Origin of the sequence: Achromobacter pulmonis, from assembly GCF_021733725.1 — a bacterium.
Lineage (GTDB): Bacteria > Pseudomonadota > Gammaproteobacteria > Burkholderiales > Burkholderiaceae_B > Achromobacter > Achromobacter pulmonis.
Map to the genome: position 1 here is coordinate 2144137 of NZ_JAIFOT010000001.1, position 23091 is coordinate 2167227.

Below are 23091 nucleotides of genomic sequence, written 5' to 3' on the forward strand. Positions count from 1 at the left end.
ACTACCGACGATGATCACAACGGGAGCCACACCATTCGGGCCGCGGCGGATCCGGCTTTGCCGGTCCCCTGCGGCGCCCCCTTGAGGGGGAAGCGCCGCAGGCGCTTCGGGGGTGGGCCCTCCTTAATGGGGGAACGGCCAGATGCGGAGTTTCTCCTTGCCGATGCTCCACAAGCGTGCCAGTCCGTGCGGTTCGGCGATCAGGAAGAACACGATCAGCGCGCCGAACACCATGTGCTCGACGTGCGCGGCGATGTCCACCGACAGCGACAGGCCCAGCATGTGCGGCACATTGGTCAGCGCCACCGGCACCAGCACGATGAAGGCCGCGCCGAAGAAGCTGCCGATGATCGAGCCCAGGCCGCCGATGATGACCATGAACAGCAGTTGGAACGAGCGGGTCAGGTCAAAGGCCAGCGGTTCCCACGAGCCCAGATGGATGTAGCCCCACAGCGCGCCGGCCACGCCGACGATGAAGGAACTGACCGCGAAGGCGGTGAGCTTGGCGTACATCGGGCGGATGCCGATGACCGAGGCGGCCACGTCCATGTCGCGGATCGCCATCCATTGGCGGCCGATGGCGCCGCGCACCAGGTTCTTGGCCAGCAGGCTGAAGAGCACGACCAGGATCAGCACGAACAGGTATTTCTCGAGAGCGCTCTGCACCGGCAGGCCGAAGGCGGTCAGCGGCGGCACGGAGACGTTGCCCGACGACGAGTAGTTGGTGAAGAACGGGATGCGCAGGAACGCCCAGTCGACGAAGAACTGCGCCGCCAGCGTCGCCACGGCCAGGTACAGGCCGCGGATGCGCAGGCTGGGGATGCCGAATATCACGCCAACGATGGTGGCGAAGCAGCCGCCCAGCAGGATCTGGACGATCAGCGGCATGCCCGGAAAGCGCACGCCGAAGTTCCAGGCGGCATACGCGCCCACCGCCATGAAGGCGCCCGTGCCCAGCGAGATCTGGCCGCAATAGCCCACCAGGATGTTCAGGCCGACGGCGGCCAGCGACAGGATCAGGAAGGGGATCAGGATGGCGCGCAGCAGATAGTCGCTGGACAGCGCCGGGATGGCGATGAACGCCACCGCCAGCAGCAGCCAGATGAAGACGCGGTCCTGGCGGATCGGAAAGATCTGCTGGTCAGCGCGATAGCTGGTCTTGAATTGGCCGTTTTCGCGATAGAACATGTTTTTATCCTAGAAGGCGCTCAGACGCGGTCGATGATCTTCTCGCCGAACAGTCCTTGCGGACGGAACAGCAGGAACACCAGCGCCAGCACGTAGGCGAACCAGATCTCGATACCGCCGCCGACCAGCGACCCCAGATAGACTTCGGACAGCTTTTCGCCCACGCCGATGATCAGGCCGCCCAGGATGGCGCCCGGCACCGAGGTCAGCCCGCCCAGGATCACCACCGGCAGCGCCCGCAGCGCCGCGGTCGAGAGCGTGAATTGCACGCCGAACTTGGAGCCCCAGATGATGCCGGCCACCAGCGCCACCAAGCCGGCAACGCTCCAGACGATGACCCAGATGCGGTTCAGCGGAATGCCGATGGACTGCGCCGCCTGATGGTCGTCCGCCACGGCGCGCAGGGCGCGGCCGGTGGAGGTGAACTGGAAGAACAGTGCCAGCGCCGCCACCAGCAGCGCGGCGATGACGGCGGCGGTCAGGTCTTCGAGATTGATCAGCAGGCCGCCCTCGAACATCGTGTCCAGGATCAGCAGCGGATCTTTCGGCATGCCGACGTTGATGGAATAGACCGAGCTGCCGAAGGCGATCTGGCCCAGGCCGTCCAGGAAGTAGCTGATGCCGAGCGTGGCCATGAGCAGCGTGGTGGCCTCCTGGTTGACCAGGTGGCGCAGCACGAAACGCTCGATCGCCACGGCCAGCAGGAACATCACGATGGCGCTGACGATGAACGCCAGCACATTGGCCAGGATCATGTTCTCGAAGCCGAACCAGCGTGGAAGCCACTCCGAGAAGCGCGCCATGGACAACGCGGCCACCAGCACCATCGCGCCCTGGGCGAAATTGAATACGCCCGAGGCCTTGAAGATCAGCACGAAGCCCAGGCCGATCAACGCGTACAGCATGCCGCTCATCAGGCCGCCGAACAAGGTTTCCAGAAAAAATCCCATCATTCGCCCCTTATGTCCGTGCAGCCATTGATTTATCTCCCTGCCCCTCATGGGGAGGGTTGGGGGCGGGGGGCGTCGCCTGCGCTTCGGCGCCCTGGGCGGGAGCGCTGTCCACGCCCAGGTACGCGCGGATGACGTCTTCGTTGGCGCGGACTTCTTCCGGCTTGCCGTCGCCGATCTTCTTGCCGTAGTCCAGCACCACGACGCGATCGGAGATGTCCATGACCACGCCCATGTCGTGCTCGATCAGCACGATGGTGGTGCCGAACTCGTCGTTCACGTCGAGGATGAAGCGGCTCATGTCCTGCTTTTCCTCGATGTTCATGCCGGCCATGGGTTCGTCCAGCAGCAGCAGGCGCGGTTCCATGGCCAGCGCGCGGCCCAGGTCGACGCGCTTTTGCAGGCCATAGGGCAGGCGCCCGACGGGCGTCTTGCGGTAGGCCTGGATTTCGAGAAAGTCGATGATGTTCTCGACGAACTGGCGGTGCTCGATCTCTTCGCGTTCGGCGGCGCCCAGGCGGAAAGCCTGCGCCAGCAGCCCGCACTTCATGCGCAGGTTGCGGCCGGTCATGATGTTGTCGAGCACGCTCATGCCCTTGAACAGCGCCAGGTTCTGGAAGGTGCGGGCGATGCCCATTTCGGCGGCGCGGCGCGGGTTCATGCGCGAGAAGCGCTTGCCGAGGAACTCGATGCCGCCCTGTTGCGGGGTGTAGACGCCGTTGATGACGTTCAGCATCGAGCTCTTGCCGGCGCCGTTGGGGCCGATGATGGCGCGGATCTCGTGTTCGCGCACATTGAAGGAAATGTCCGTCAGCGCCTTGACGCCGCCGAAGGACAGCGAGATGTTCTGCATGTCCAGCATCACGTCGCCGATGCGCTGGTCGCGGTCGTTGTTGCTCATGGTCTCTACGCGGCTCGGGCTGTGATGGCGGGGAACGTCTTGACCGGGCGGATCTTCAGGTCGGCGGCGATCTTGCCGCTGCGGCCGTCCTCGAATTTCACTTCGGTTTCGATGTACTGGGAGGGCTTGTTCTGGAAGAGGGCGTCGATCAGCACGCCGTACTTCTGCGCAATGAATGCGCGGCGCACCTTGCGGGTGCGGGTCAGTTCGTCATCGTCCGGGTCCAGTTCCTTGTGCAGGATCAGGAAGCGGCTGATCTGCGATGCCGACAGTTTCGGGTCGGTGGCCAGATCGGCGTTGACCTGTTCGACGCATTCGGCGATGAGCTGGTAGACCTCGTCCTTGCCCGCCAGGTCGGTGTAACCGGCATAGGCCAGACCGCGGCGCTCGGCCCAGTTGCCCACCGCTTCCAGGTCGATGTTGATGAAGGCGCAGACGTCGTCGCGGCCGGCGCCGAAGGCCACGGCCTCTTTGATGTGCGGGAAGAACTTGAGCTTGTTCTCGAGGTATTTGGGCGCGAACAGGCTGCCGTCGGCCAGCTTGCCGACGTCCTTGGCGCGGTCGATGATCTTGAGCTGGCCGTCGGTGTCCAGGTAGCCCGCATCGCCTGTGTGGAACCAGCCATCGGCGCTGCGCGCCTCCTGCGTGGCGTCCGGGTTGCGGTAGTACTCCTTGAACAGGCCGGGACTCTTGACCAGGATTTCGCCGTTGTCGGCCACGCGGATCTCGACGCCGGCCACGGGCGGCCCGACGGTGTCGTCGCGCACCTGGCCGTCCGGCTGCACGCAGACGAACACCGAGGTCTCGGTGGAGCCATAGAGTTGCTTGAGATTGATGCCGATGGAGCGGTAGAACACGAACAGGTCGGGGCCGATGGCCTCGCCCGCGGTATAGGCCACGCGCACGCGGCTCATGCCGAGCGCGTTGCGCAGCGGGCCATAGATCAGCACATTGCCCAGCGCGTAGCGCAGGCGGTCCCAGGGGTTGACCGATTCGCCATCCAGGATGCGGGTGCCGACGCGGCGCGCCAGCTTCATGCAGGCATGGAACAGCTTGCGCTTGAGATAGCCGGCATCTTCCATGCGGATCATCACATGGGTCAGCAGGCCTTCCAGCACGCGCGGCGGCGCGAAGTAGTAGGTGGGCCCGATGTCGCGCATGTCGATCGAGACCGTGTCGGGCGATTCCGGATGGTTCACGGTGAAGCCGGTGACCAGCAATTGCGTGTACGAGAACATGTTCTGCCCGATCCAGGCCGGCGGCAGGTAGGCCAGCACGTCCTCGCGGTCGGTCAGCTTTTCCATTTCGGACACCGCGCGGGCGCGATCGATCAGCGCATGGTGCGTCAGCACCACGCCTTTGGGCTTGCCGGTGGTGCCCGAGGTATAGAACATCGCCGCCGCGTCATGCGGCTGCACCGCGGCGACGGCGCGGGCGAAGAAATCGGGATGTTGCGCGGCGTATTCGCGGCCGATCTCCTCGAGCCGGTCATACGACAGCAGCATCGCATCGGTATAGTGGCGCAGGCCGCGCGGGTCATCGTAGACCACGTGCTTGAGCGCGGGGCATTGGTCGCGCACTTCCAGCATCTTGTCGACCTGTTCCTGGTCCTCGACCACCGCGACGCTGACTTCGGCGTCCTGCAGCACGTAGACCATTTCCTGGGCCACGGCGTCCTGGTAGAGCGGAACGGGGATCGCGCCGAGCGATTGCGCGGCCATCATGGCCATGTACAGGCGCGGGCGGTTCTCGCCGATCACGGCCACATGCATGCCCGGCAGGATGCCCAGCGACGCGAGCCCGTGGGCGACCTGGCGCACGTGCTCGGCCACTTCCGACCAGGTAAGGGTTTGCCAGATGCCCAGGTCTTTCTCGCGTATCGCGGGCCGCGACCCGCGTACGTCGGCATGCGCGAACAGCAGCGCTGGAAAGGTGTCCAGCGCCGCCGGCATCTGTGCGGATGCGGGCGATGAATGTGCCACGTTGTCTCCTCCGGTTTGGGCGCATCGGACCCGGGGCCGCGAGATGCGGCGCGCGGGCGATCGCGCTTGACCAGTTGGTTTTAGATTTACGGCAGGAGTTAAGGTATAAGGTTGGGTTGCTACCAACTGTCACCATCGCGACATTCAAGGAACTTTTAGGGTATTCCCGATGCAGCTATCCGACTCCCTGCAACTTGCCGCGGCCTGGTTTCGCGTGCTCGACAGCGAACAGCAAACGCGCGTCGAGCGAGACCTTTCCGTGCAGCAGGTGGCCGCCGGGTCGATCATAGAGCGCAAAGGCGAACTCGCCCAGGCATGGATCGGCGTGCTGGCCGGTCTGGTCAAGGTATCGGTGGGCAATGCCGAAGGCAAGGTCGCGTCGCTGACCGGCGTGCCGGCCGGCGGCTGGATCGGCGAGGGCTCGCTGCTCAAGCGAGAAGTCCGCAAGTACGACATCGTGGCGTTGCGCGATTCGGTCGTCGCGCGCCTGCCGGCCGCGACCTTCGACTGGCTGCTCGATAGCAGCATCCCGTTCAACCGCTACCTGCTGCACCAACTGAACGAGCGCGTCGCCCAGTTCATCGGCAAGGCCGAATACGACCGCCTGTTGGACCCGGACGCGCGCGTGGCGCGCTGCCTGGCTGAACTGTTCAATCCCCTGCTGTATCCCGGCATGGGGATGCGTTTGACGATCACGCAGGAAGAGGTCGGCTACCTGGCCCGGGTCTCGCGCCAGCGCGCCAACCAGGCGCTGCGCAAGCTGGAAGAGGCGGGCCTGCTGAACGTCGAGTACGGCGCCGTGCGGGTGCTGGACCTGGACGGCCTCAAGCGGTACGGCTCCGACCGCGGCGCGCAGGAAGGCGAGCACGCCGCCTGAGCGCCGGCGGCGGCCGCGCTTGCCGTGACGCCGTTCGCGGGCAGGCTGGCCGTTACAAAAATTGGCGGGAAGAGGGCTTGACGATAAGTAGCGCGCTATTTAATATTGCGCAATGAAATCCAGATCCCAGCCCAAAGGCGCGCTCAACCCGCTGCTGCTAGACAACCAGCTGTGTTTCGCCCTGTACTCGACCTCTCTGGCGATGAACAAGGTGTACCGCAGGCTGCTGCGCGGCCTGGATCTGACGTACCCGCAGTACCTGGTCATGCTGGTGCTGTGGGAACGCGACGAGATCACGGTCACCGATATCGGCGCGCGCCTGTTCCTGGACTCGGCCACGCTGACGCCCCTGCTCAAGCGGCTGGAAGCGGCGGGCCTGGTCACCCGGACCCGCGCACACGATGACGAACGCCAGGTCATCGTTGCCCTGACCAGGCAGGGCCGCGACCTGCGCAACCAGGCCGAGGCCGTGCCCCACGCCATTGCCGCCGCGGCCCAGTGCTCGCTGGAAGAAGTGCAGGGCACCATGAAGTCGTTGCACGAATTGCGGGAAAAGTTGGTCGGCAGTCTTTGAGCCGCAGTCTTTGAGGCGGATGATAGTTAGTGCTGTCATTCCCGGTTAAAGGTAGTGCGCTATGAAATAGCATGCTATTTGATTAGTAAGGGCCGAAGCGGGAAGGGTCCCGCCAGCCTGGCAGTCCCACCTTCATCCAAAAGGAACACACCATGTCCATCGAAAAAGTTCTCTACCGCGCCCACGCTCACGTCACCGGCGGCCGTGAAGGCACTGGCGTCTCCAGCGACGGCAACCTGAACGTCAAGCTGACCACGCCGAAGGAACTGGGTGGCGCCGGCGCGGCCGGCACCAATCCCGAGCAGCTGTTCGCCGTCGGTTATTCGGCCTGCTTCATGGGCGCCATGAAGTTCGTCGCCGGCCGCGACAAGATCGCCATGCCCGCCAACGCCACCATCGATGGCTCGGTCGGCATCGGCCCCATCCCCACCGGTTTCGGCATCGAAGCCGAACTGAAGATCTCGCTGCCCGGCATGGACCGCGCCGAAGCCGAAAAGCTGGTCGCCGCCGCCCACATCGTCTGCCCGTACTCGAACGCCACCCGCGGCAACATCGACGTCACCCTGACCATCGACGTCTGATCGCGGCGCGGGTCTCCGCGCGCCCAAGGAAAAGGCAGGATTGCGCGCACCGCGCAATCCTGCCTTTGTCATCGGTCGCCCTCCCGGCACGAACGGCACGCCCGCCAAATCCGTCGGCGGCCAGGCCGTACGCCTGAAGGACTCACGGTCCGGGCGAGACACGCCTGGCTAGTGAGACCCCCCAAGATAGGCCGCCACCACTGCCGGATCGTGCTTGAGCTTGTCGGCACTCCCGTGCACCGAGATCCGTCCGTTCTCCAGCACGTACCCATAGTCGGCGACATTCAACGCCGCCGCCGCGAACTGCTCGACCAGCAGCATCGTCACCCCTTCGTCCTTGAGCCGCGCGATGATCCGGAACACCTCCTCCACCAGAATCGGCGCCAGTCCCATCGACGGCTCGTCCAGCAACACCAGCTCGGGATTGAGCATCACCGCCCGCGCCATCGCCAGCATCTGCTGCTCGCCGCCCGACAGTGTTCCCGCGAGCTGATCGCGCCGCTCCTTCAGGCGCGGAAACAGGTCCATTGCCCGTTCCAGATCCGCCTGCACGTTGCCCTTGGGGCGGCTCCCGGTGAGCCGGGGAAACGCGCCCAGCAGCAGATTGTCAGTGACGGACAGCGTCGGAAACACGCGCCGCCCCTCGGGCGAATGCGCCAGTCCCAGCCGCGCGATCCGGTGCGATTCCAGGCCGTCGATGCGCTTGCCGCTCAGCGTAACCTCGCCCGCCGTGGGCCGGATCATCCCCGACAGCGCCCGCATCGTCGTTGTCTTGCCGGCCCCGTTCGAGCCGATCAACGTCACCACCTTGGCCTTGGGGACTTCCATGCTGATGCCGTGCAGCACCTTCACTTTCCCGTAGCCCGCTTCCAGATTCTTGATCGATAGCATGTTGTCGTCCTCGGCGTCAGGCGGGCGCGCCGCCCAGATACGCCTCGATAACCTTGGCGTTGCTCTGTACTTCGTTGGGCAGCCCCTCGGCGATCTTCTGGCCGAAGTCCAGCACCGACACGGTATCGCACACGCCCATCACCACATCCATGTGGTGCTCGATCAGGATCAGGGTGATGCCGTGGTCGCGCACCTTGCGGATGATGGCCAGCAGTTCGACGATATCGGGCGCCGTCAGGCCCGCCGCCGGTTCGTCCAACAGCAACAACTGCGGATCCAGCGCCAGCGCGCGGGCGATCTCCAGCAGGCGCTGCTTGCCGTAGGGCAGGTTGCGCGCTTCTTCGTTCGCCAGGTCCTCCAGCCCCACGAATTCCAGCAGTGCCAGGGCGCGGGCGCGGGCGCCTTGCTCTTCGCCTTTCCACTTGGATGTGCGCAGCGCGATCCCGGCCAGGCCGGTGGTGAAGGTGTGGTGCAGGCCCACCAGCACATTCTCCAGCGCGGTCATTTCGCCGAACAGCTGCACGTTCTGGAAGGTGCGGGCAATGCCCGTGGCGGCGATGTCGGCCGGCGCCAGGCCGACCAGCGACTTGCCCGAAAATTCCACCGCGCCGGCCGTGGGCACGTAGATGCCGGTAAGCACGTTCATCATGGTGCTCTTGCCCGAGCCGTTCGGCCCGATGAGGCCGTGGATGGTGCCGCGTTCGACCGTCAGGTCAACCTGGTTCAAGGCCTTGAGGCCGCCGAACTGCATCAGCACCCCCTTGGCCGCCAACAGCGTCTCGCCCTTGCCCTGGATTGCATCCGGGACCGCGTCGCGTTCGTTGATCAGGTCTTTCTTGACCGCCAGCACCGCGCGGCGGTTCGAGAAGAACAGGTTGCGCACAAAGCCGACAATGCCGTCCGGCAGGTAGTACACGACAAACAGGATCATGGCGCCGAAGATCGTCAGGCGCCAGTCGGTCACCGCATCCAGCCAGTACGAGAACACCGCCAGCAGGATGGTGCCGGCCACCGGAACCGCCACCCGGCGGGCGTCGGTGCGGCCCTTGGACATCGCGAGCACGCTGCCCACTGTCACCAAGATCGCCACGCCCAGCGCGATCAGGCGGAAGGTATCGATATCGTCCAGCATCTTGGGCAGCAGCACGATGATCGACGCGCCCAGCAACGCGCCGGTACGGCTCTTGCGCCCGCCCATGATGATGGCCAGCAGGAACAGGATGGTCAGCTCGAAGTTGTAGGTATTGGGCGAGATGTACTGCTCGGAATACGAATACAGCGCGCCCGCCAGGCCGGCGAAGCCGGCGCTGATGACGAAGGCGAATACCTTGTGCCGGTACACCGACACGCCCATGCAGTCAGAGGCGATCGGGCTGTCGCGCAGGGCTTCGAACGAACGGCCCAGGTGCGATTTCAGGATGCGGTGCACCACGATCAGCGACAGTACCAGCAACGCCGCCACCAGCCAGAAGTACTCGCTCTTGGTCAGGATGTGCCCGCCGATCGACGGCTTGGGGATCTTGATGCCGAGCGGGCCTTCGGTCATGAAGGTCATTTCGTTGATCAGGATCTGGATGATGGTGCCGAACGCCAGCGTCACCATGGCCAGATAGGGCCCGGTCACGCGCAGCGCCGGCAATGCCAGCACCACGCCAAACGCTGCGGCGATGACGATGGCCGCCGGCAGGGTTACCCAGATCGGCAGTTGCAGATGGAAGAACAAGACGCCGGCCACGTAGGAACCGATGCCGAACAGGCCCGCATGGCCGAGCGACACCTGCCCCGTATAACCCACCACGATATCGAGCCCGAACAGCAGGATCGCGTAAATCATGATGGTTTCGATCAGGTGCAGGTAGTACGTGTTGGTCACGCCCAGCGGCACGGCCGCCAGGCAGGCGACCGCCACGACGGAAAGCAGAAGGTGCAGGGGTTTCATCGGTTACACCTTCTTGATGGCGGTCTTGCCGAACAGGCCGGCGGGCTTGAACGTCAGTACGAGCAGCAGCAGGACCAGGCCCGGCACATCCTTGTACCCCGTGGAAATATAGAAACCGGTGGTGGTCTCGGCGATCCCCAGGATCAGTCCGCCCACCACCACGCCCATGCCGCTGGACAGGCCGCCGATGATGGCCACCGCGAAGGCCTTCAGGCCCAGCACCGCGCCCATGGTGGCGCCGGTCAACGTCAGCGGCGCCACCAGCACCCCCGCGAAGGCGGCGGTCAGTGACGACAGGGCATACGAAAACGTGATCACCATGCCGGTGTTGATCCCCATCAAGCCGGCGGCATCGCGGTCGTTGGCGGTGGCGACGAAGGCCTTGCCATAGATGGATTTGCGGTTGAACACTTCCACCAGCAGCATCATGGCCAGCGCGCCGAACACCACCAGCAGTTCCATCGGCAGCACATTGGCGCCCATCACCTGGATCGGCGCCTCGGGCAGCGGCGAGGGAAAGCGCAGGTCATCGCGGCCCCAGACGTTCTCGGCCACGTTTTTGAAGATGATGCCCAGCGCGATGGTGGCCATGATCCAGCCGAATTCCGATCGCGTTTTGATGGCCGGCCGCACGCCGACCCGCTCGACCAGCGCGCCTTGCGCGAAGCCGAAGACGCAGACAATGGGAATCATCACCCAGTAGTTCACGCCCAGTCCGACCAGTGTGAGTCCGACCATGGCGCCCAGCATCAGGGCTTCGCCCTGGCCGAAGTTGAGGGTGCCGGAGGTGGCGAAAGTGAGCTGGTATCCGAACGCGATGACGGCATAGATCATGCCCAGCGCGATACCGCTATAGATAAGCTGTAGAAGAATCATGGTGTGTGTCGTGAGGCGCTGTGTTCCGTCCCAACCCCCTTGGGCAGAACGCTGTTGTCGGGCGACGGCGTGCCGGTGTCCCGCGCGCGGAGACACCGGCTGCGGCAGGGCCGCCGCCGCGCGCTTGCTTCGGACGAACTCAGTTGGCCTTGACCACGCGGCCGCCCTTGACCTCGCCAATCAGCACTTGCTTGGTGGTGATGGCGTCGTGGTTGTCGTGGGTGAACGGCTTGTCGTAGGTCATCACGACACCTTCGACCGGCGTTTGCAGGTTCTCGAGCGCCTCGCGGATCTTCGGGCCGTCGGTGGAGTTGGCCTGCTTGATGGCCGCGGCCAGCAGGAACACCGAGTCATAGCCCTGGGCCGCCGAAACCGGCGAGTCGATGCGGTCGTTCTTGGGCTTGAATTTGGCCAGATAAGCGTCGATGAAGGCCTTGCGCTTGGGCGTGTCGGGGTCCTGGATGAAGGTCTGCGGCATGCGCGCGCCTTCGCCGTTGGCGCCGGAATTGTCGATGTAGTTGGCCATCGACAGGGTCCAGCTGCCGATGATCGGCACCTTCCAGCCCAGCTTGGCCATGCCGTTGGCGATCTGCGCCAGTTCGGGGCCGATGCCGTAGGTCAGCACGGCTTCGGCGCCGGCGGACTTGGCCTTGAGCAGTTGGGCCGTCATGTCGACGTCCTTGATGTTGAACTTTTCGACGGCCACCGGCTTGATACCCTTGGCGTCGAGCGCCTTTTCCAGGTCCTCGCGGCCCAGCTGGCCATAGTTGGTGGAATCGGCCAGGATCGCCACCTTCTTGAAGCCACGGCGGGTGACGGCTTCCTCGACGATCATCGGCGCCTGGATGCTGTCGTTGGCCGAGTTGCGGAACACGTAGTTGTCTTTGTATTCCGGCGCCTTGAACTGATGGGTGATGACGCTGCCGGTGGCCACGTTGTTGAACACCGGAATCTTGGCATCCTGGTAGAAACGCTGCGAGGCCAGCGCCACGCCCGTGTTGATGTAGCCGACCGTGGCGGTGACTTGTTCCTTGTTGATCAGTTCCTGGGCGATCTGCACACCGCGCTCGTTCTTGGCTTCGTCATCGCGCTCCACCGCGACCAGTTGCCGGCCAAGCACGCCGCCGCTCTTGTTGATTTCCTCGATTGCCAGGCGCACGCCATCGCGCATGCTCACGCCCATGGAGGAAGAACCGCCGGTATAGGGGCCGGTAACGCCGATCTTGATGGGGTCGGCGGCGTAACCCGCGGCCGAGACAGCAAAAGCAAGGGTTCCTGCAAGCAGCTTCAAACGAAAATCCATGGATGTCTCCGTTGTAATTAGTAGAACTGCGTGGAAAACCGTGTGCCGGCGCCAGGCGGCAAGGCAAAGTGGATGGCGCGCTCCTGTGTTGCGTGTTGTGACTGTCTGCTTAATCGCTTACGCGAATCTGACCCGACGGGGTTATTCCGTGTAAATACCTAGTACGCGCGCACGGGTTACAAAATCGGATGCTGCGACGCAGCATAGGTCGGCAACCCGGGGCAAGGACGCTTGCGCGCGCCGGCCGGCGCGTGCGCGACCGCGTTCGGCGCATGCTAGCCACGGCGGCGCCACGGTGCGCGGAATTTCCTTCCGGATGGGGCTGGAAATTTATTCCGGGTGGGCCGCCAGGCCGCGTGGCCATTGGGCGGCGCGTTGGCAGACGCCGGTCAGCCATAGGGAAAACGCTTGCACCGCGCCGCCGGGCGGGCGCGAGGTTTCGGTGCACAGGTAGTACTGCGATTCTCCGGCGGTCTCGATATCGAGCACGCGCAGCAATTTGCCTTCGTCCAGCCATTCGGCCGCCAGGGTGCGGCGGGTCAGCGCGATGCCCTGGCCGGCGCGGGCGGCCGCCAGCATCATGCCCAGGTCCACCAGCCAGACGCCGCGCGTCGGCTCCGGCCAATCCAGTCCGGCGGCCGCCAGCCAGGGGCGCCATGGTTCCATCGGGCAACGCAGCAGGGCGGCGCGCGCCAGGTCTCGCGGTTGCCGGAACGGCCCGTGGGCGTCACGGTACGCTGGCGAACAGACCGCGAAAACCGGGTCGGCGGTCAAGGGGCGGGTGTGCAGCCCGGGGTAGCGGCCACTGCCGAAACGGATCCAGACATCGGCATTCGGCGGCATGATGTCCAGGTATGGAATGGACAGCATGATTTCCAGCTCGACCTCGGGATGGGCGGCCGTGAAGCCCGGCAGGGCGGGGATCAGCACCTGGCGCGCGAAGGTGGGGGTGGACACCACGCGCAGCGGTTCCGGCTTGGGCTCGCCGCGCTTGTGCAGCGAGGCGTCCGACAGCAGGGCCAGGGCGGTGCGCACCTGTTCCAGGTATTCGCGTCCGGCCGCGCTCAGGGTGATGCCGCGGCTGCTGCGGATGAACAGGGTGACGTCGAGTTGCGCTTCCAGCGCGGCGATGCGCTTGCCGATGGCGCTGGCGGTGACGAACAGTTCTTCGCTGGCGCGCTCGAACGAACCGAGCCGGGCGGCGGCTTCGAACGCCTGGATGGCGGCCAGCGGCGGCAGGCGCACGTCTTTGGAGGGAGAAGGTCCGCGCATGATCGTCTGGCGGGCCGGCCATGCGCCCGACGAAGAAGTGGCAACCCGGCGATTATAAAAGTGTGGGACCAGAAAGTCTGTCCCCGTATTCCGGCGGCATTTGGGAGATGAGACCCGGGAGGGCCGTCAGACGCCCTTGAGCGCCAGGCTGACGGCCAGGCCGGCCATCACCACGGCGATGACGCCATCCAGCACGCGCCAGGCCGAGGCGCTGGCGAAGAAGCGCGCGAACAGCCGCGAACCGATGCCCAGCACGGCCAGCCACAGCAGGCTGGCGGTGAGGGCGCCGGCGGCGAACGCCATGCGGGCGTCGTCAAAGCCATGGGCCAGCGATCCCACCACCACCATGTCGAGCCAGAAGTGCGGGTTGAGCAACGAGAAGCCCAGCGCGCCCAACATCGCGGCGCGGCGCGATGGCACCACGGCGCGCGCGGCGGCCAGGCCGCCGGTGGCGGTCCAGGCGCGGCGCGCCGACTGCAATGCATACCAGGACAGGAATGCCACGCCGAACCACAGCACGGCCGTGGTCAGCCACGGAAACCAGGAAGTCAGGGCCTGCAGGCCCGACACGCTGGCGAAGATGAAAACCGCGTCGATCAGCGCGCAGATCGCGACCACCGACAGCAGGTGGGCGCGCATCAATCCCTGGCGCAGAATGAATGCGCTCTGCGCGCCAACGACGGCGAACAGGCCCAGCCCGGTGGCCGTGCCGCTGGCCCAGGCGGTAAGGAAGAGGGGGGATGACAACGTGGTGAACATGACGGCGAACCTTGTGACTGCAACGCCTTGTGGTGGCGCTTGGATAGCGGGCCGGCAGCGTTGCGCATGCCGGCAATGCAATATTCTCGCTTGCCATGCATATGAAATACAGCTAATTTTCCTTCACTATATTAAGTAAAACTAATTTCATGAAAATCGATCACGGCAACCTGCGCGCCCTCGCCGCGGTGGTGCGCGAAGGCAGTTTCGAGCGGGCGGCATTGGCCTTGAGCGTGACGCCCTCCGCGGTGTCGCAGCGAATCAAGGCGCTGGAAGATCGCATGGGGCGTCTGCTGGTCCAGCGCACTGTGCCGGCGGCGGCCACCACCGACGGCCAGGTGCTGGTGCAACTGGCCGAGCAGACCGCGCTGCTGGAGCACGATGCCTTGAACCGGCTGGGGGTGGCGGACGACGACGTGCCGCATGCCAGCATCCCCATCGCGGTCAACCACGACAGCCTGGAAACCTGGTTCGTCGACGCGGCCCTGCAATTCTCCAGCCGTACCCGCGCCACGCTCGACATGCAGTCCGAGGACCAGGACCACACCGCGGCATTGCTGCGCAATGGCGCGGTGCTGGGAGCGGTGACGACGCTGGCCGATCCGGTGCAGGGGTGCCGCATCCATGCGCTGGGCAGCATGCGCTACGTGGCGACCTGCACGCCGGCTTTCCACAAGCGCTATTTCGCCCAGGGCGTGAATGCGCAGACGCTGGCACAGGCGCCGGTGTTGGTGTTCAACCGCAAGGACGCGTTGCAGGCGCGGTTCGCGCACAAGATTTCCGACCCGGCGCCGTGGCAGCCGCCGGTCTGGTGGGTGCCGTCCACCCGCGCCTTTGTGCAGGCGACGCTCGGCGGACTGGGGTGGACCATGAATCCGCTGCCGCTGGTGCAGGAACATCTTGACGCAGGTCAGTTGATGCTGCTGCGGGGCCGCGCGTGGGAGGACGTGCCGTTGTACTGGCAGCATTGGCGGGTAAACTCCGAAGCGATGGAAGCTTTGACCGACTCGGTTCTGTCAGCCGCCCGCAGCCTGGTCCGGCGGCGTTAACCCCATAGGAGAACACCCCCCATGAACATCCGCAAGTTCGCCGCTGTCGCCGTCCTGGGCCTGTGCGCAGCCGGTTCGGCCTGGGCCAAGGATTACAAGGTAGGCGATGTCGAGGTCGACGATCTCTGGGTGCGCGCGTCCGCCCCGGGGCAATCCAACGGCGCGGGCTATATGGACATCGACAACGATGCCAAGACGCCTGATCGCCTGTTGTCGGTCACCTCCGAGGCCGCCGAACGCGTCGAGTTGCATACCGTGGAGACGGCCAACGGCGTGGCCAAGATGCGCCAGGTCGAAGGCGGCATCGCGCTGCCGGCCAGTGGCGAGGTCAAACTGGCCCCGGGCGGCTACCACGTCATGTTCATCAAGCTGAAGGCGCCGTTTGCCGAGGGCGCCACCGTGCCGGCCACGCTCAAGTTCGAGAAGGCGGGCGAGGTGGCGGTGCAGTTCAAGGTCAAGCCGGCCTCGCACAACCCCGGCATGAGCCACGAGCACGGCGCGATGAAGCACTGATCGCGCCGGACTGTTCGGCAATGAAGAAAGGCGGCGGGCGATTCGAGCCTGCCGCCTTTTTTGTCGCGGTGCGCCGGCGCCTGGCGCGCCGGCCTGGCGATCAGTACAGGCCTTGCTGGCGCATTGCGTCGGCGACCTTGACGAAACCGGCGATGTTGGCGCCGTCCAGGTAGTTGACGTATTCGCGCTCGCTGTGGCCGTGGCGCACGCAATTCTCGTGGATGTCGCGCATGATGGCGTGCAGGCGCGTGTCCACCTCCTCGCGGGTCCATGACAGGCGGGCCGAGTTCTGGGCCATTTCCAGGCCCGATACGGCCACGCCGCCGGCGTTGCTGGCCTTGCCCGGCGCGTACAGCACGCGGGCGGCGATGAAGGCCTTGGCGGCCTCCAGGGTGGCGGGCATGTTGGCGCCTTCGGCCACGCATTGCACGCCGTTCTTGATCAGCGTTTCCGCGTCGGCCAGTTCCAGCTCGTTCTGGGTGGCGCAGGGCAGGGCCACGTCCACCGGCACGTGCCAGGGGCGCTTGCCGGGCTCATAGACCAGACCGAATTGGCGGGCGTAGGCGTCCAGGCGGCCGCGCAGATCGTTCTTGACGTGCATCAGCGCCACCAGCTTCTCGTGGTTGAAGCCGGCCTCGTCCACCACCGTGCCGTTCGAGTCGGACACCGTCACGACCTTGGCGCCCAGCGCCATGGCCTTCTCGATGGCGTACTGGGCCACGTTGCCCGAGCCCGAGACCGACACGCGCAGGCCGTCGAACGACTTGCCGACACGCTTGAGCATTTCCTCGGCGAAGTAGACGGTGCCGTAGCCGGTGGCCTCGGGGCGGATCAGGCTGCCGCCGAAGGTCAGGCCCTTGCCGGTGAAGACGCTGGCGGTGGAGTTCGACAGCTTTTTCATCATGCCGGCCATGAAGCCGACTTCACGCGCGCCCACGCCGATGTCGCCGGCCGGCACGTCGGTGTCCGGGCCCAGGTGGCGGTACAGCTCGATCATCAGGGCCTGGCAGAAGCGCATGACTTCCGCATCGGACTTGCCCTTGGGGTCGAAGTCGGAGCCGCCCTTGCCGCCGCCCATGGGCAGCGTGGTCAGCGAGTTCTTGAGGGTCTGCTCGAACGCCAGGAACTTCAGGATCGACAGGTTCACCGAGGGGTGGAAACGCATGCCGCCCTTGAACGGGCCGATGGCCGAGCTGTGCTGGATGCGGAAAGCGCGGTTGACCTGCGCCTGGCCCTTGTCGTCGGTCCAGCACACGCGGAACTGGATCACGCGTTCCGGTTCCACCAGGCGCTCGAGCAGGGCGTGCTCGGCGTAGTGGGGGTGCTTTTCGATGAAAGGCCACAGGCTCAGCATCACCTCTTGGACGGCTTGCATGAATTCCGGTTGCTGCGGATCGCGCACGGCGACGCTACGCAGGAAGTCGTCCAGACGCTGCACTTTCAACATGATCTCCTTGGGGGCGCTTCGAATGAGTGCGGAGATGCGCCGTATTGGGGCGTTGTTTCTCCGTTTTGGTGCGAGTTGCACCGGCTTGGTGCGGGATTGTAGGGCTATTTTGTTGCCCTGCGCAAAGCGGGAAAGTGCGCCATCACCTTGATATCAAAGCACTTTTTTATTGTTTTATCGGGGACGTATGGTGTTTGGGGTGGCGCGCCGGGAACCTTGTCTGTCATGGGGCGCCGCGGGAGGCATTGAATTCACAGGGAAATTTTATGTGTCCCCAATATTATTCAATCCTGGCGGGCAGCGCGCAATCGCCATCTCATAGGGGAATCCCGCGCATGAGTGAAGCATGGTCTTATTCTGACGGAGCCATTTCCTATTATGTGTCCCTAATTATATTTTGATCCGGATCAGGCACGGGCGGCGCAATGATGATTCCGCCGCCGCGGCTTTTCAGAGTGTGGCGTCGTAGTCGATGGTCAACGGCGCGTGGTCGGAAAAGCGTTCGTCCTTGTAGATGGCAACGCTGCGGGCGCGGGCCGCGATCCCGGGCGTGGCGATCTGGTAGTCGATGCGCCACCCTACGTTCTTGGCCCAGGCCTGGCCGCGATTGCTCCACCAGGTGTATTGGTCGGGACGGTCGTCGATGGCGCGGAACACGTCGACGAAGCCGCGCTTGTCGAACACGTCGGTCAGCCAGGCGCGTTCCTCGGGCAGGAAGCCGGAATTCTTCAGGTTGCCCTTCCAGTTCTTCAGGTCGATTTCCTTGTGCGCGATGTTCCAGTCGCCACAGATGATGAATTCGCGGCCGGTCTTCTTGTGTTCGCGCATCAGCTCGTCGATCCAGGGGCCGAAGCGGTCCAGGAAGCGGTACTTGGCCTGTTGGCGCTCGTCGCCGCTGGAGCCGGAGGGCAGGTAGGCGCTGATGACGGACAGGTTCTTCCAGTCGGCGCGGATGATGCGGCCTTCGGGGTCGAACTCTTCGCAGCCCAGGCCGATGCTGACGCGTTCGGCCGCATCGCGCAGGTAGATGCCGACACCGCTGTAACCCTTCTTCTCGGCGTGATGGAAATGGCCGGTATAGCCCGGCGGGTGGCGCAATTCGTCGGTCAGGTCGCCGTCCGAAATCTTGATTTCCTGCAGGCAGAGCACGTCGGCCGCGTGTTTTTCCATCCAGGGTTGCAGGCCCTTGCGGAAGGCGGACCGGATGCCATTGAGGTTGATCGACGTGATGCGCAGCAAAGCGGGACTCCTGTAGAGCGGCCAGGAACGGCCGGAACCATGCCAGGAATTTAACCGACTCGACGACGTTGTCCGGGAATGGCCCCGACACCGGATAAAATGCCGGGGTTTGTCACCTCCCGGATCCTGCCCGCATGTCTGCCGCCCACACCGCCTCCGCCACCTCGCTCGATTTCGTCCGCTTCGCCCTGAACGAAGGCGTGTTGCGCTTCGGCAGCTTCAAGGTCAAGTCCGGCCGCATCAGTCCGTACTTCTTCAATGCGGGCCTGTTCAACAGCGGCGCGTCGGTGGGCAAACTGGCCGGCTTCTACGCCCAGGCGTTGCTGGATTCCGGCGTGGCCTTCGACATGCTGTTCGGCCCGGCCTACAAGGGCATCCCGCTGGCCACCGCCACCGCCGTCGCGCTGGCCAATCATCCGGCCATGCAGGGGCGCAACGACGTGCCGTTCGCCTACAACCGCAAGGAAGCCAAGGACCACGGCGAAGGCGGCACCCTGGTGGGCGCGCCCCTCAAGGGCAAGGTCGTCATCATCGACGACGTGATCACGGCGGGCACTTCGGTGCGCGAGTCGGTGGAGATCATCCGCAACGCCGGCGCCGAGCCGGCCGCCGTGCTGATCGCCATGGACCGCATGGAGCGCGCCGGCGCCGATGACGCGCTGTCGCCGCATTCGGCGGTACAGGACGTGGCCAAGACCTACGGCATCCCGGTGGTGGCGATCGCGTCGCTGGCGGACATCATGGCGCTGCTGCAGGACGACGCCGCATTTGCCGAACACCGCGACGCAGTGCAGGCGTACCGGACGAAGTACGGGGTGAAGTAAACCCGGACCGGTGTGACCTGGCCTGCCGGCTTCCGTATCGGGCCGCCGGGGACTCCAGCCTGCTGGCCGGCGCTTCAGGGCCGATGACGACGACATCGCAGGCATATGCCGCTTGCGCCAGGCGCTTGTCGAAGGTGGCCAGTGCGGCAGCGTGCCAAAGCGCAAGTTCCAGGTACGACGCGTCATACACCCTGAGGGCGTGTTCCCGGGCAAGGGCGACACAGGGCGGCAGCCAGGTGGCGGCAGGGCGGCTTTCGTTGACCACCGGCGCCATCTTCAACCGCGTCGAGAATTTTTTTAGCATGTCTGGCGTGGCTTGCCGCAACCGTTCGATGCGTAAGGCTCCCTGGGCGACTTCCAGCTTCCAGATCAATGGGACAAGCGCGGGCTTGTCAATCAGGCCTTCCAGTATCGTGAGCGCTTGCCCACTGGGGTCTGGCTGGGCAATTGCAGCCAGCTCAAGGCAACCGACGCATCGAGCACGAGCGTCATTCGCGTATCCCCTTCACGGCATACCACCAGGTGGCGTCGTCCACATACGGGATGCCCTTGAATTGCTTGAGTTCCTCGATCACGCGGTGCGCCTCTTCGGTCAGCAGCGGGTTGACCCGCCAGAACTGGGCATACGCCCTGCCGTCCCGGGTGATGACGACGCGGGTCCAGGTATGGGCCGCTTCAATGAGTTCATCCAGTCGCTCGGCGACCTGTTCTTGCGGAACGGATAGATAGGGGGTGGTCATGGCCAAGTCTCCGGCGCAAAATCGACCAGACCATTCTTGGCCAAACAAAAAGCCGCGGCAAGATGCCGCGGCCTTCGGTTCGGTCTGATACTGCGCCGGCCCCCGTGACAGCGGGCCGGCCGGGGATCAGCTGTCCAGCTTCTGCTTGAGCAGGTCGTTGACCTGCTGCGGGTTGGCCTTGCCGCGCGCCGCCTTCATGATCTGGCCCACCAGCGAGTTGAACGCCTTCTGCTTGCCGGCGCGGTATTCCTCGACGATGGCCGGATTGGCCGCCAGCACGTCGTCGATCATGGCGCCGATGGCGCCGCTGTCGCTGATCTGCTTGAGGCCGCGGGCCTCGATGATGGCGTCGGGCTGGCCGCCGTTCTCGCCGGCCCACATGGCGCCGAACACTTCGCGCGCGATCTTGTTGGAGATGGTGCCGTCGATGATGCGGTTGATCAGCGCGGCCAGGGCCGGGGCCTGCACCGGGGATTCGGCGATGGCCTTTTCTTCCTTGTTCAGGGTGGCGGCCACTTCGCCCATGATCCAGTTGGCGGCGAGCTTGGCCTGGCCGGCCGGCAGCGCGTGCGCCACGGCCTCGAAGTAGGCGGCCAGATCGCGGCTGACGGTCAGCTGGGCGGCGTCGTAGGCCGGCAGGCCGTACTCGGATTCGAAGCGGGCGCGCTGCGCGGCCGGCAGCTCGGGCATGGCGGCGCGGACTTCGTCGACCCATGCGCGCGAGATCACCAGCGTGGGCAGGTCGGGATCGGGGAAGTAGCGGTAGTCGTGCGCGTCTTCCTTGCTGCGCATGCTGCGGGTTTCGTCGCGGTCGGCGTCGTACAGGCGGGTTTCCTGCACCACGGTGCCGCCGTCCTCGATCAGTTCGATCTGGCGCCGCGCTTCATAGGTGATGGCGCGTTCCAGGAAGCGGAACGAGTTGACGTTCTTGATCTCGGTGCGGGTGCCGAATTCCTTCTGGCCGACCGGGCGCACCGACACGTTGGCGTCGCAGCGGAACGAACCTTCCTGCATGTTGCCGTCGCAGATGCCGAGCCACACCACCAGGCTGTGCAGGGCGCGGGCGTAGGCCACGGCCTCGGCGGCCGAGCGCATTTCCGGTTCGGTGACGATTTCCAGCAGCGGCGTGCCCGCGCGGTTCAGGTCGATGCCGCTGGCCGGCGCGCCATTGGCCAGGGTGAAGTCGTCGTGCAGCGACTTGCCGGCGTCTTCTTCCAGGTGGGCGCGCGTCAGGTTGACGGTTTTTTCTTCCTCGCCCACGAAGAACGACAGCGAGCCGCCCACCACCACCGGCAGCTCGTACTGGCTGATCTGGTAGCCCTTGGGCAGGTCGGGGTAGAAGTAGTTCTTGCGCGCGAACACCGAGCGCGGCGCGATCTCGGCGCCGACCGCCAGGCCGAAGCGGATGGCGCGTTCGGCGGCGCCGCGGTTCATGACCGGCAGGCTGCCCGGCAGCGCCAGGTCGACTTCGTTGGCATGCGTGTTGGGCGCGGCGCCGAATTCAGTGCTGCTGCCCGAAAAGATCTTGGAGTCGGTGGAAAGCTGCGTATGCGTTTCCAGGCCGATGACGATTTCCCAGTTCATGCTTAGGCGTCCTGCTGGGCCGGCGTGGCCTTGTGCCACGTCGTGACTTGTTGGTAGCGGTCGGCGATGGCCAGGAGGCGGCCTTCGTCGAAGTAGTTGCCGATGATCTGCAGGCCGACGGGGCGGCGGCCTGCGCCGCCGGGCCGCCCCAAGGCGCTGGCAGCCCCCTCGGGGGGCGTCTGTCCCGCGTCCGCGCCGGTGCCGAAGCCGCACGGAACCGACATGGCGGGTAGGCCGGCCAGGCTGACGCCCAGCGTGTAGACGTCGGCCAGCCAGTCGGCGGTGGGGTCGTCGCGGTTGTCGCCGATGTTCTTGGCCACCGTCGGGGTCACCGGGCCCATGATGACGTCGCATTGGCCGGCGAAGGCGCGCTGGAAGTCCTGGGCGATCATGCGGCGCAGGCGCTGGGCCTGCAGATAGTAGGCGTCGTAGTAGCCGTGAGACAGCACGTAGGTGCCGATCAGGATGCGGCGCTTGACCTCGTCGCCGAAGCCTTCGGCGCGCGAGCGGCTGATCATCTCGTTCAGGTCGCCGTACTGCGCGGCGCGGTGGCCGTAGCGCACGCCGTCGTACCGCGCCAGGTTGCTGGAGGCTTCGGCGGGAGCGATGACGTAGTAGGCGGGGATGGCCAGCTCGGTGCGCGGCAGCGACACCGGCACGCGCACCGCGCCCAGGGCCTCGAACTGTTCCAGGGCGGCCTGCACCGCGGCGGCCACGTCGGGCGCCAGGCCGGCGCCGAAGTATTCCTCGGGCACGCCGATGCGCAGGCCCTTCAGGGGCTGGCTGCCGACGGCGTCGAACTTGCCCTGCGCGGCGTCGAAGTCGCGCCGCACGCGGCCCGGTTCGTTGACGGCGGCATCGCATTTTTCCAGGCTGGTGGCGTCGCGCGGATCGAAGCCGCTGATGACGTCCAGCAGTTCGAGCAGGTCGCGGCTGCTGGGGGCCAGCGGGCCGGCCTGGTCCAGGCTGGAGCCGAAGGCCACCATGCCATAGCGCGACACGGTGCCGTAGGTCGGCTTGATGCCGCTGACGCCGCACAGCGCGGCGGGCTGGCGTACCGAGCCGCCGGTGTCGGTGCCGGTGGCGGCGGCCACCAGGCGGGCGGCCACGGCGGCGGCCGAGCCGCCCGAGGAGCCGCCGGGCACGGCGGTGGGGTCCCAGGGGTTGCGGACCACGCCGTAGGCCGAGTTCTCGTTGCCCGAGCCCATGGCGAACTCGTCGCAGTTGAGCTTGCCCAGCGACACGGCGCCGGCAGCCTGCAGGCGCTCGACCACGGTGGCGTCGAACGGGCTGACGTAGCCGTCCAGCATCTTGCTGCCGGCGGTGGTGCGCCAGCCGCGGGTGACGAAGGCGTCCTTGTGGGCAATGGGCACGCCGGCCAGGGGGCCGGCGGTGCCGGCGGCCAGCGCGGCGTCGGCGGCGCGCGCCTGGGCCAGCGTCAATTCGGCATCAATATGTAAGAAGGCGTTCAGGCCGCGGGCCGCCTCGGCGGCCGCCAGCGAGCTTTGCGCCAGTTCGACGGCGCTGACCTGGCGTTGGGCGAGGGCCGCGCGCAGGGCGGCGATCCCCTCGAATTGGGTGTGCAGGGCGGGTTGGGTCATG

The 23091-nt window shown here is 65.6% G+C and carries 21 protein-coding genes; 6 read left to right on the top strand and 15 right to left on the bottom strand.

Annotated features, from left to right (window positions below):
- Positions 1-123: 123 nt before the first annotated feature.
- The 4 genes from K2W61_RS09900 to K2W61_RS09915 are packed head-to-tail and all read right to left on the bottom strand — an operon-like array spanning position 124 to position 5021.
- Positions 124-1188 carry a branched-chain amino acid ABC transporter permease gene (locus K2W61_RS09900; RefSeq protein ID WP_175135034.1) on the bottom strand — a complete coding sequence of 355 codons (1065 nt, stop codon included), beginning with the start codon at positions 1186-1188 and terminating at the stop codon, positions 124-126.
- 20 nt (positions 1189-1208) lie between these two features.
- Positions 1209-2138, bottom strand: a complete 930-nt coding sequence (locus K2W61_RS09905; RefSeq protein ID WP_175135071.1) for a branched-chain amino acid ABC transporter permease — start codon at positions 2136-2138, stop codon at positions 1209-1211.
- Between the two features lie 10 nt (positions 2139-2148).
- Positions 2149-3039, bottom strand: a complete 891-nt coding sequence (locus tag K2W61_RS09910) for an ABC transporter ATP-binding protein (RefSeq protein ID WP_236755529.1) — start codon at positions 3037-3039, stop codon at positions 2149-2151.
- 5 nt (positions 3040-3044) lie between these two features.
- The gene (locus K2W61_RS09915; RefSeq protein WP_175135036.1) at positions 3045-5021 is read right to left on the bottom strand and encodes an AMP-dependent synthetase/ligase; all 1977 of its coding nucleotides are present in this window, start codon (positions 5019-5021) and stop codon (positions 3045-3047) included.
- A gap of 169 nt (positions 5022-5190) precedes the next feature.
- On the opposite strand from K2W61_RS09915, the gene K2W61_RS09920 reads away from it, so the two are divergent.
- The 3 genes from K2W61_RS09920 (at position 5191) to K2W61_RS09930 (ending at position 7053) form a co-directional block, all read left to right on the top strand.
- Positions 5191-5898 (top strand): Crp/Fnr family transcriptional regulator, encoded by a 708-nt coding sequence (locus K2W61_RS09920; RefSeq protein ID WP_175135037.1) that lies wholly within the window; start codon positions 5191-5193, stop codon positions 5896-5898.
- Positions 5899-6010: 112 nt separating this feature from the next.
- A complete protein-coding gene (locus K2W61_RS09925; protein ID WP_236755530.1) occupies positions 6011-6472 on the top strand; it encodes a MarR family winged helix-turn-helix transcriptional regulator in 462 nt (153 codons plus the stop codon).
- 152 nt (positions 6473-6624) lie between these two features.
- Positions 6625-7053: an organic hydroperoxide resistance protein gene (locus K2W61_RS09930; protein ID WP_175135039.1), complete on the top strand. Its 429-nt coding sequence runs from the start codon at positions 6625-6627 to the stop codon at positions 7051-7053.
- A gap of 168 nt (positions 7054-7221) precedes the next feature.
- On the opposite strand, the gene K2W61_RS09935 is transcribed toward K2W61_RS09930, so the two are convergent.
- The 6 genes from K2W61_RS09935 to K2W61_RS09960 form a co-directional block, all read right to left on the bottom strand.
- Positions 7222-7944, bottom strand: a complete 723-nt coding sequence (locus tag K2W61_RS09935; RefSeq protein ID WP_175135040.1) for an ABC transporter ATP-binding protein — start codon at positions 7942-7944, stop codon at positions 7222-7224.
- 16 nt (positions 7945-7960) lie between these two features.
- Positions 7961-9883, bottom strand: a complete 1923-nt coding sequence (locus K2W61_RS09940) for a branched-chain amino acid ABC transporter ATP-binding protein/permease (RefSeq protein ID WP_236755531.1) — start codon at positions 9881-9883, stop codon at positions 7961-7963.
- Between the two features lie 3 nt (positions 9884-9886).
- Positions 9887-10759 carry a branched-chain amino acid ABC transporter permease gene (locus K2W61_RS09945; RefSeq protein ID WP_175135042.1) on the bottom strand — a complete coding sequence of 291 codons (873 nt, stop codon included), beginning with the start codon at positions 10757-10759 and terminating at the stop codon, positions 9887-9889.
- A 139-nt stretch (positions 10760-10898) separates the two neighbouring features.
- The gene (locus K2W61_RS09950) at positions 10899-12062 is read right to left on the bottom strand and encodes an ABC transporter substrate-binding protein (protein ID WP_175135043.1); all 1164 of its coding nucleotides are present in this window, start codon (positions 12060-12062) and stop codon (positions 10899-10901) included.
- Positions 12063-12392: 330 nt separating this feature from the next.
- Positions 12393-13334 carry a LysR substrate-binding domain-containing protein gene (locus K2W61_RS09955; RefSeq protein WP_236755532.1) on the bottom strand — a complete coding sequence of 314 codons (942 nt, stop codon included), beginning with the start codon at positions 13332-13334 and terminating at the stop codon, positions 12393-12395.
- A gap of 126 nt (positions 13335-13460) precedes the next feature.
- The gene (locus tag K2W61_RS09960) at positions 13461-14093 is read right to left on the bottom strand and encodes a LysE/ArgO family amino acid transporter (protein ID WP_175135045.1); all 633 of its coding nucleotides are present in this window, start codon (positions 14091-14093) and stop codon (positions 13461-13463) included.
- A gap of 149 nt (positions 14094-14242) precedes the next feature.
- Between K2W61_RS09960 and K2W61_RS09965 the strand changes: the two genes are divergently transcribed.
- Both K2W61_RS09965 and K2W61_RS09970 read left to right on the top strand, forming a co-directional pair.
- Complete coding sequence (locus K2W61_RS09965; protein WP_175135046.1) at positions 14243-15142, top strand: LysR family transcriptional regulator ArgP; 900 nt, start codon at positions 14243-14245, stop codon at positions 15140-15142.
- A 21-nt stretch (positions 15143-15163) separates the two neighbouring features.
- Positions 15164-15655: a copper chaperone PCu(A)C gene (locus K2W61_RS09970; RefSeq protein WP_175135047.1), complete on the top strand. Its 492-nt coding sequence runs from the start codon at positions 15164-15166 to the stop codon at positions 15653-15655.
- Between the two features lie 100 nt (positions 15656-15755).
- Here K2W61_RS09970 and gdhA read toward each other — a convergent pair whose 3' ends face one another.
- Positions 15756-17102 carry an NADP-specific glutamate dehydrogenase gene (gene gdhA, locus K2W61_RS09975; protein ID WP_175135048.1) on the bottom strand — a complete coding sequence of 449 codons (1347 nt, stop codon included), beginning with the start codon at positions 17100-17102 and terminating at the stop codon, positions 15756-15758.
- A gap of 450 nt (positions 17103-17552) precedes the next feature.
- Entirely contained in the window at positions 17553-18341 is a 789-nt protein-coding gene (locus K2W61_RS09980; RefSeq protein WP_175141309.1) for an exodeoxyribonuclease III, read from the bottom strand.
- A 134-nt stretch (positions 18342-18475) separates the two neighbouring features.
- Between K2W61_RS09980 and pyrE the strand changes: the two genes are divergently transcribed.
- Entirely contained in the window at positions 18476-19165 is a 690-nt protein-coding gene (gene pyrE / locus K2W61_RS09985) for an orotate phosphoribosyltransferase (protein ID WP_175135050.1), read from the top strand.
- A 488-nt stretch (positions 19166-19653) separates the two neighbouring features.
- On the opposite strand, the gene K2W61_RS09990 is transcribed toward pyrE, so the two are convergent.
- From K2W61_RS09990 to gatA, 3 genes are all read right to left on the bottom strand, one after another.
- Entirely contained in the window at positions 19654-19905 is a 252-nt protein-coding gene (locus tag K2W61_RS09990; RefSeq protein ID WP_236755533.1) for a hypothetical protein, read from the bottom strand.
- 126 nt (positions 19906-20031) lie between these two features.
- The gene (gene gatB, locus K2W61_RS09995; protein WP_175135052.1) at positions 20032-21489 is read right to left on the bottom strand and encodes an Asp-tRNA(Asn)/Glu-tRNA(Gln) amidotransferase subunit GatB; all 1458 of its coding nucleotides are present in this window, start codon (positions 21487-21489) and stop codon (positions 20032-20034) included.
- A gap of 2 nt (positions 21490-21491) precedes the next feature.
- Complete coding sequence (gene gatA / locus K2W61_RS10000; RefSeq protein ID WP_236755534.1) at positions 21492-23090, bottom strand: Asp-tRNA(Asn)/Glu-tRNA(Gln) amidotransferase subunit GatA; 1599 nt, start codon at positions 23088-23090, stop codon at positions 21492-21494.
- Between the last annotated feature and the right edge of the window lies 1 nt (position 23091).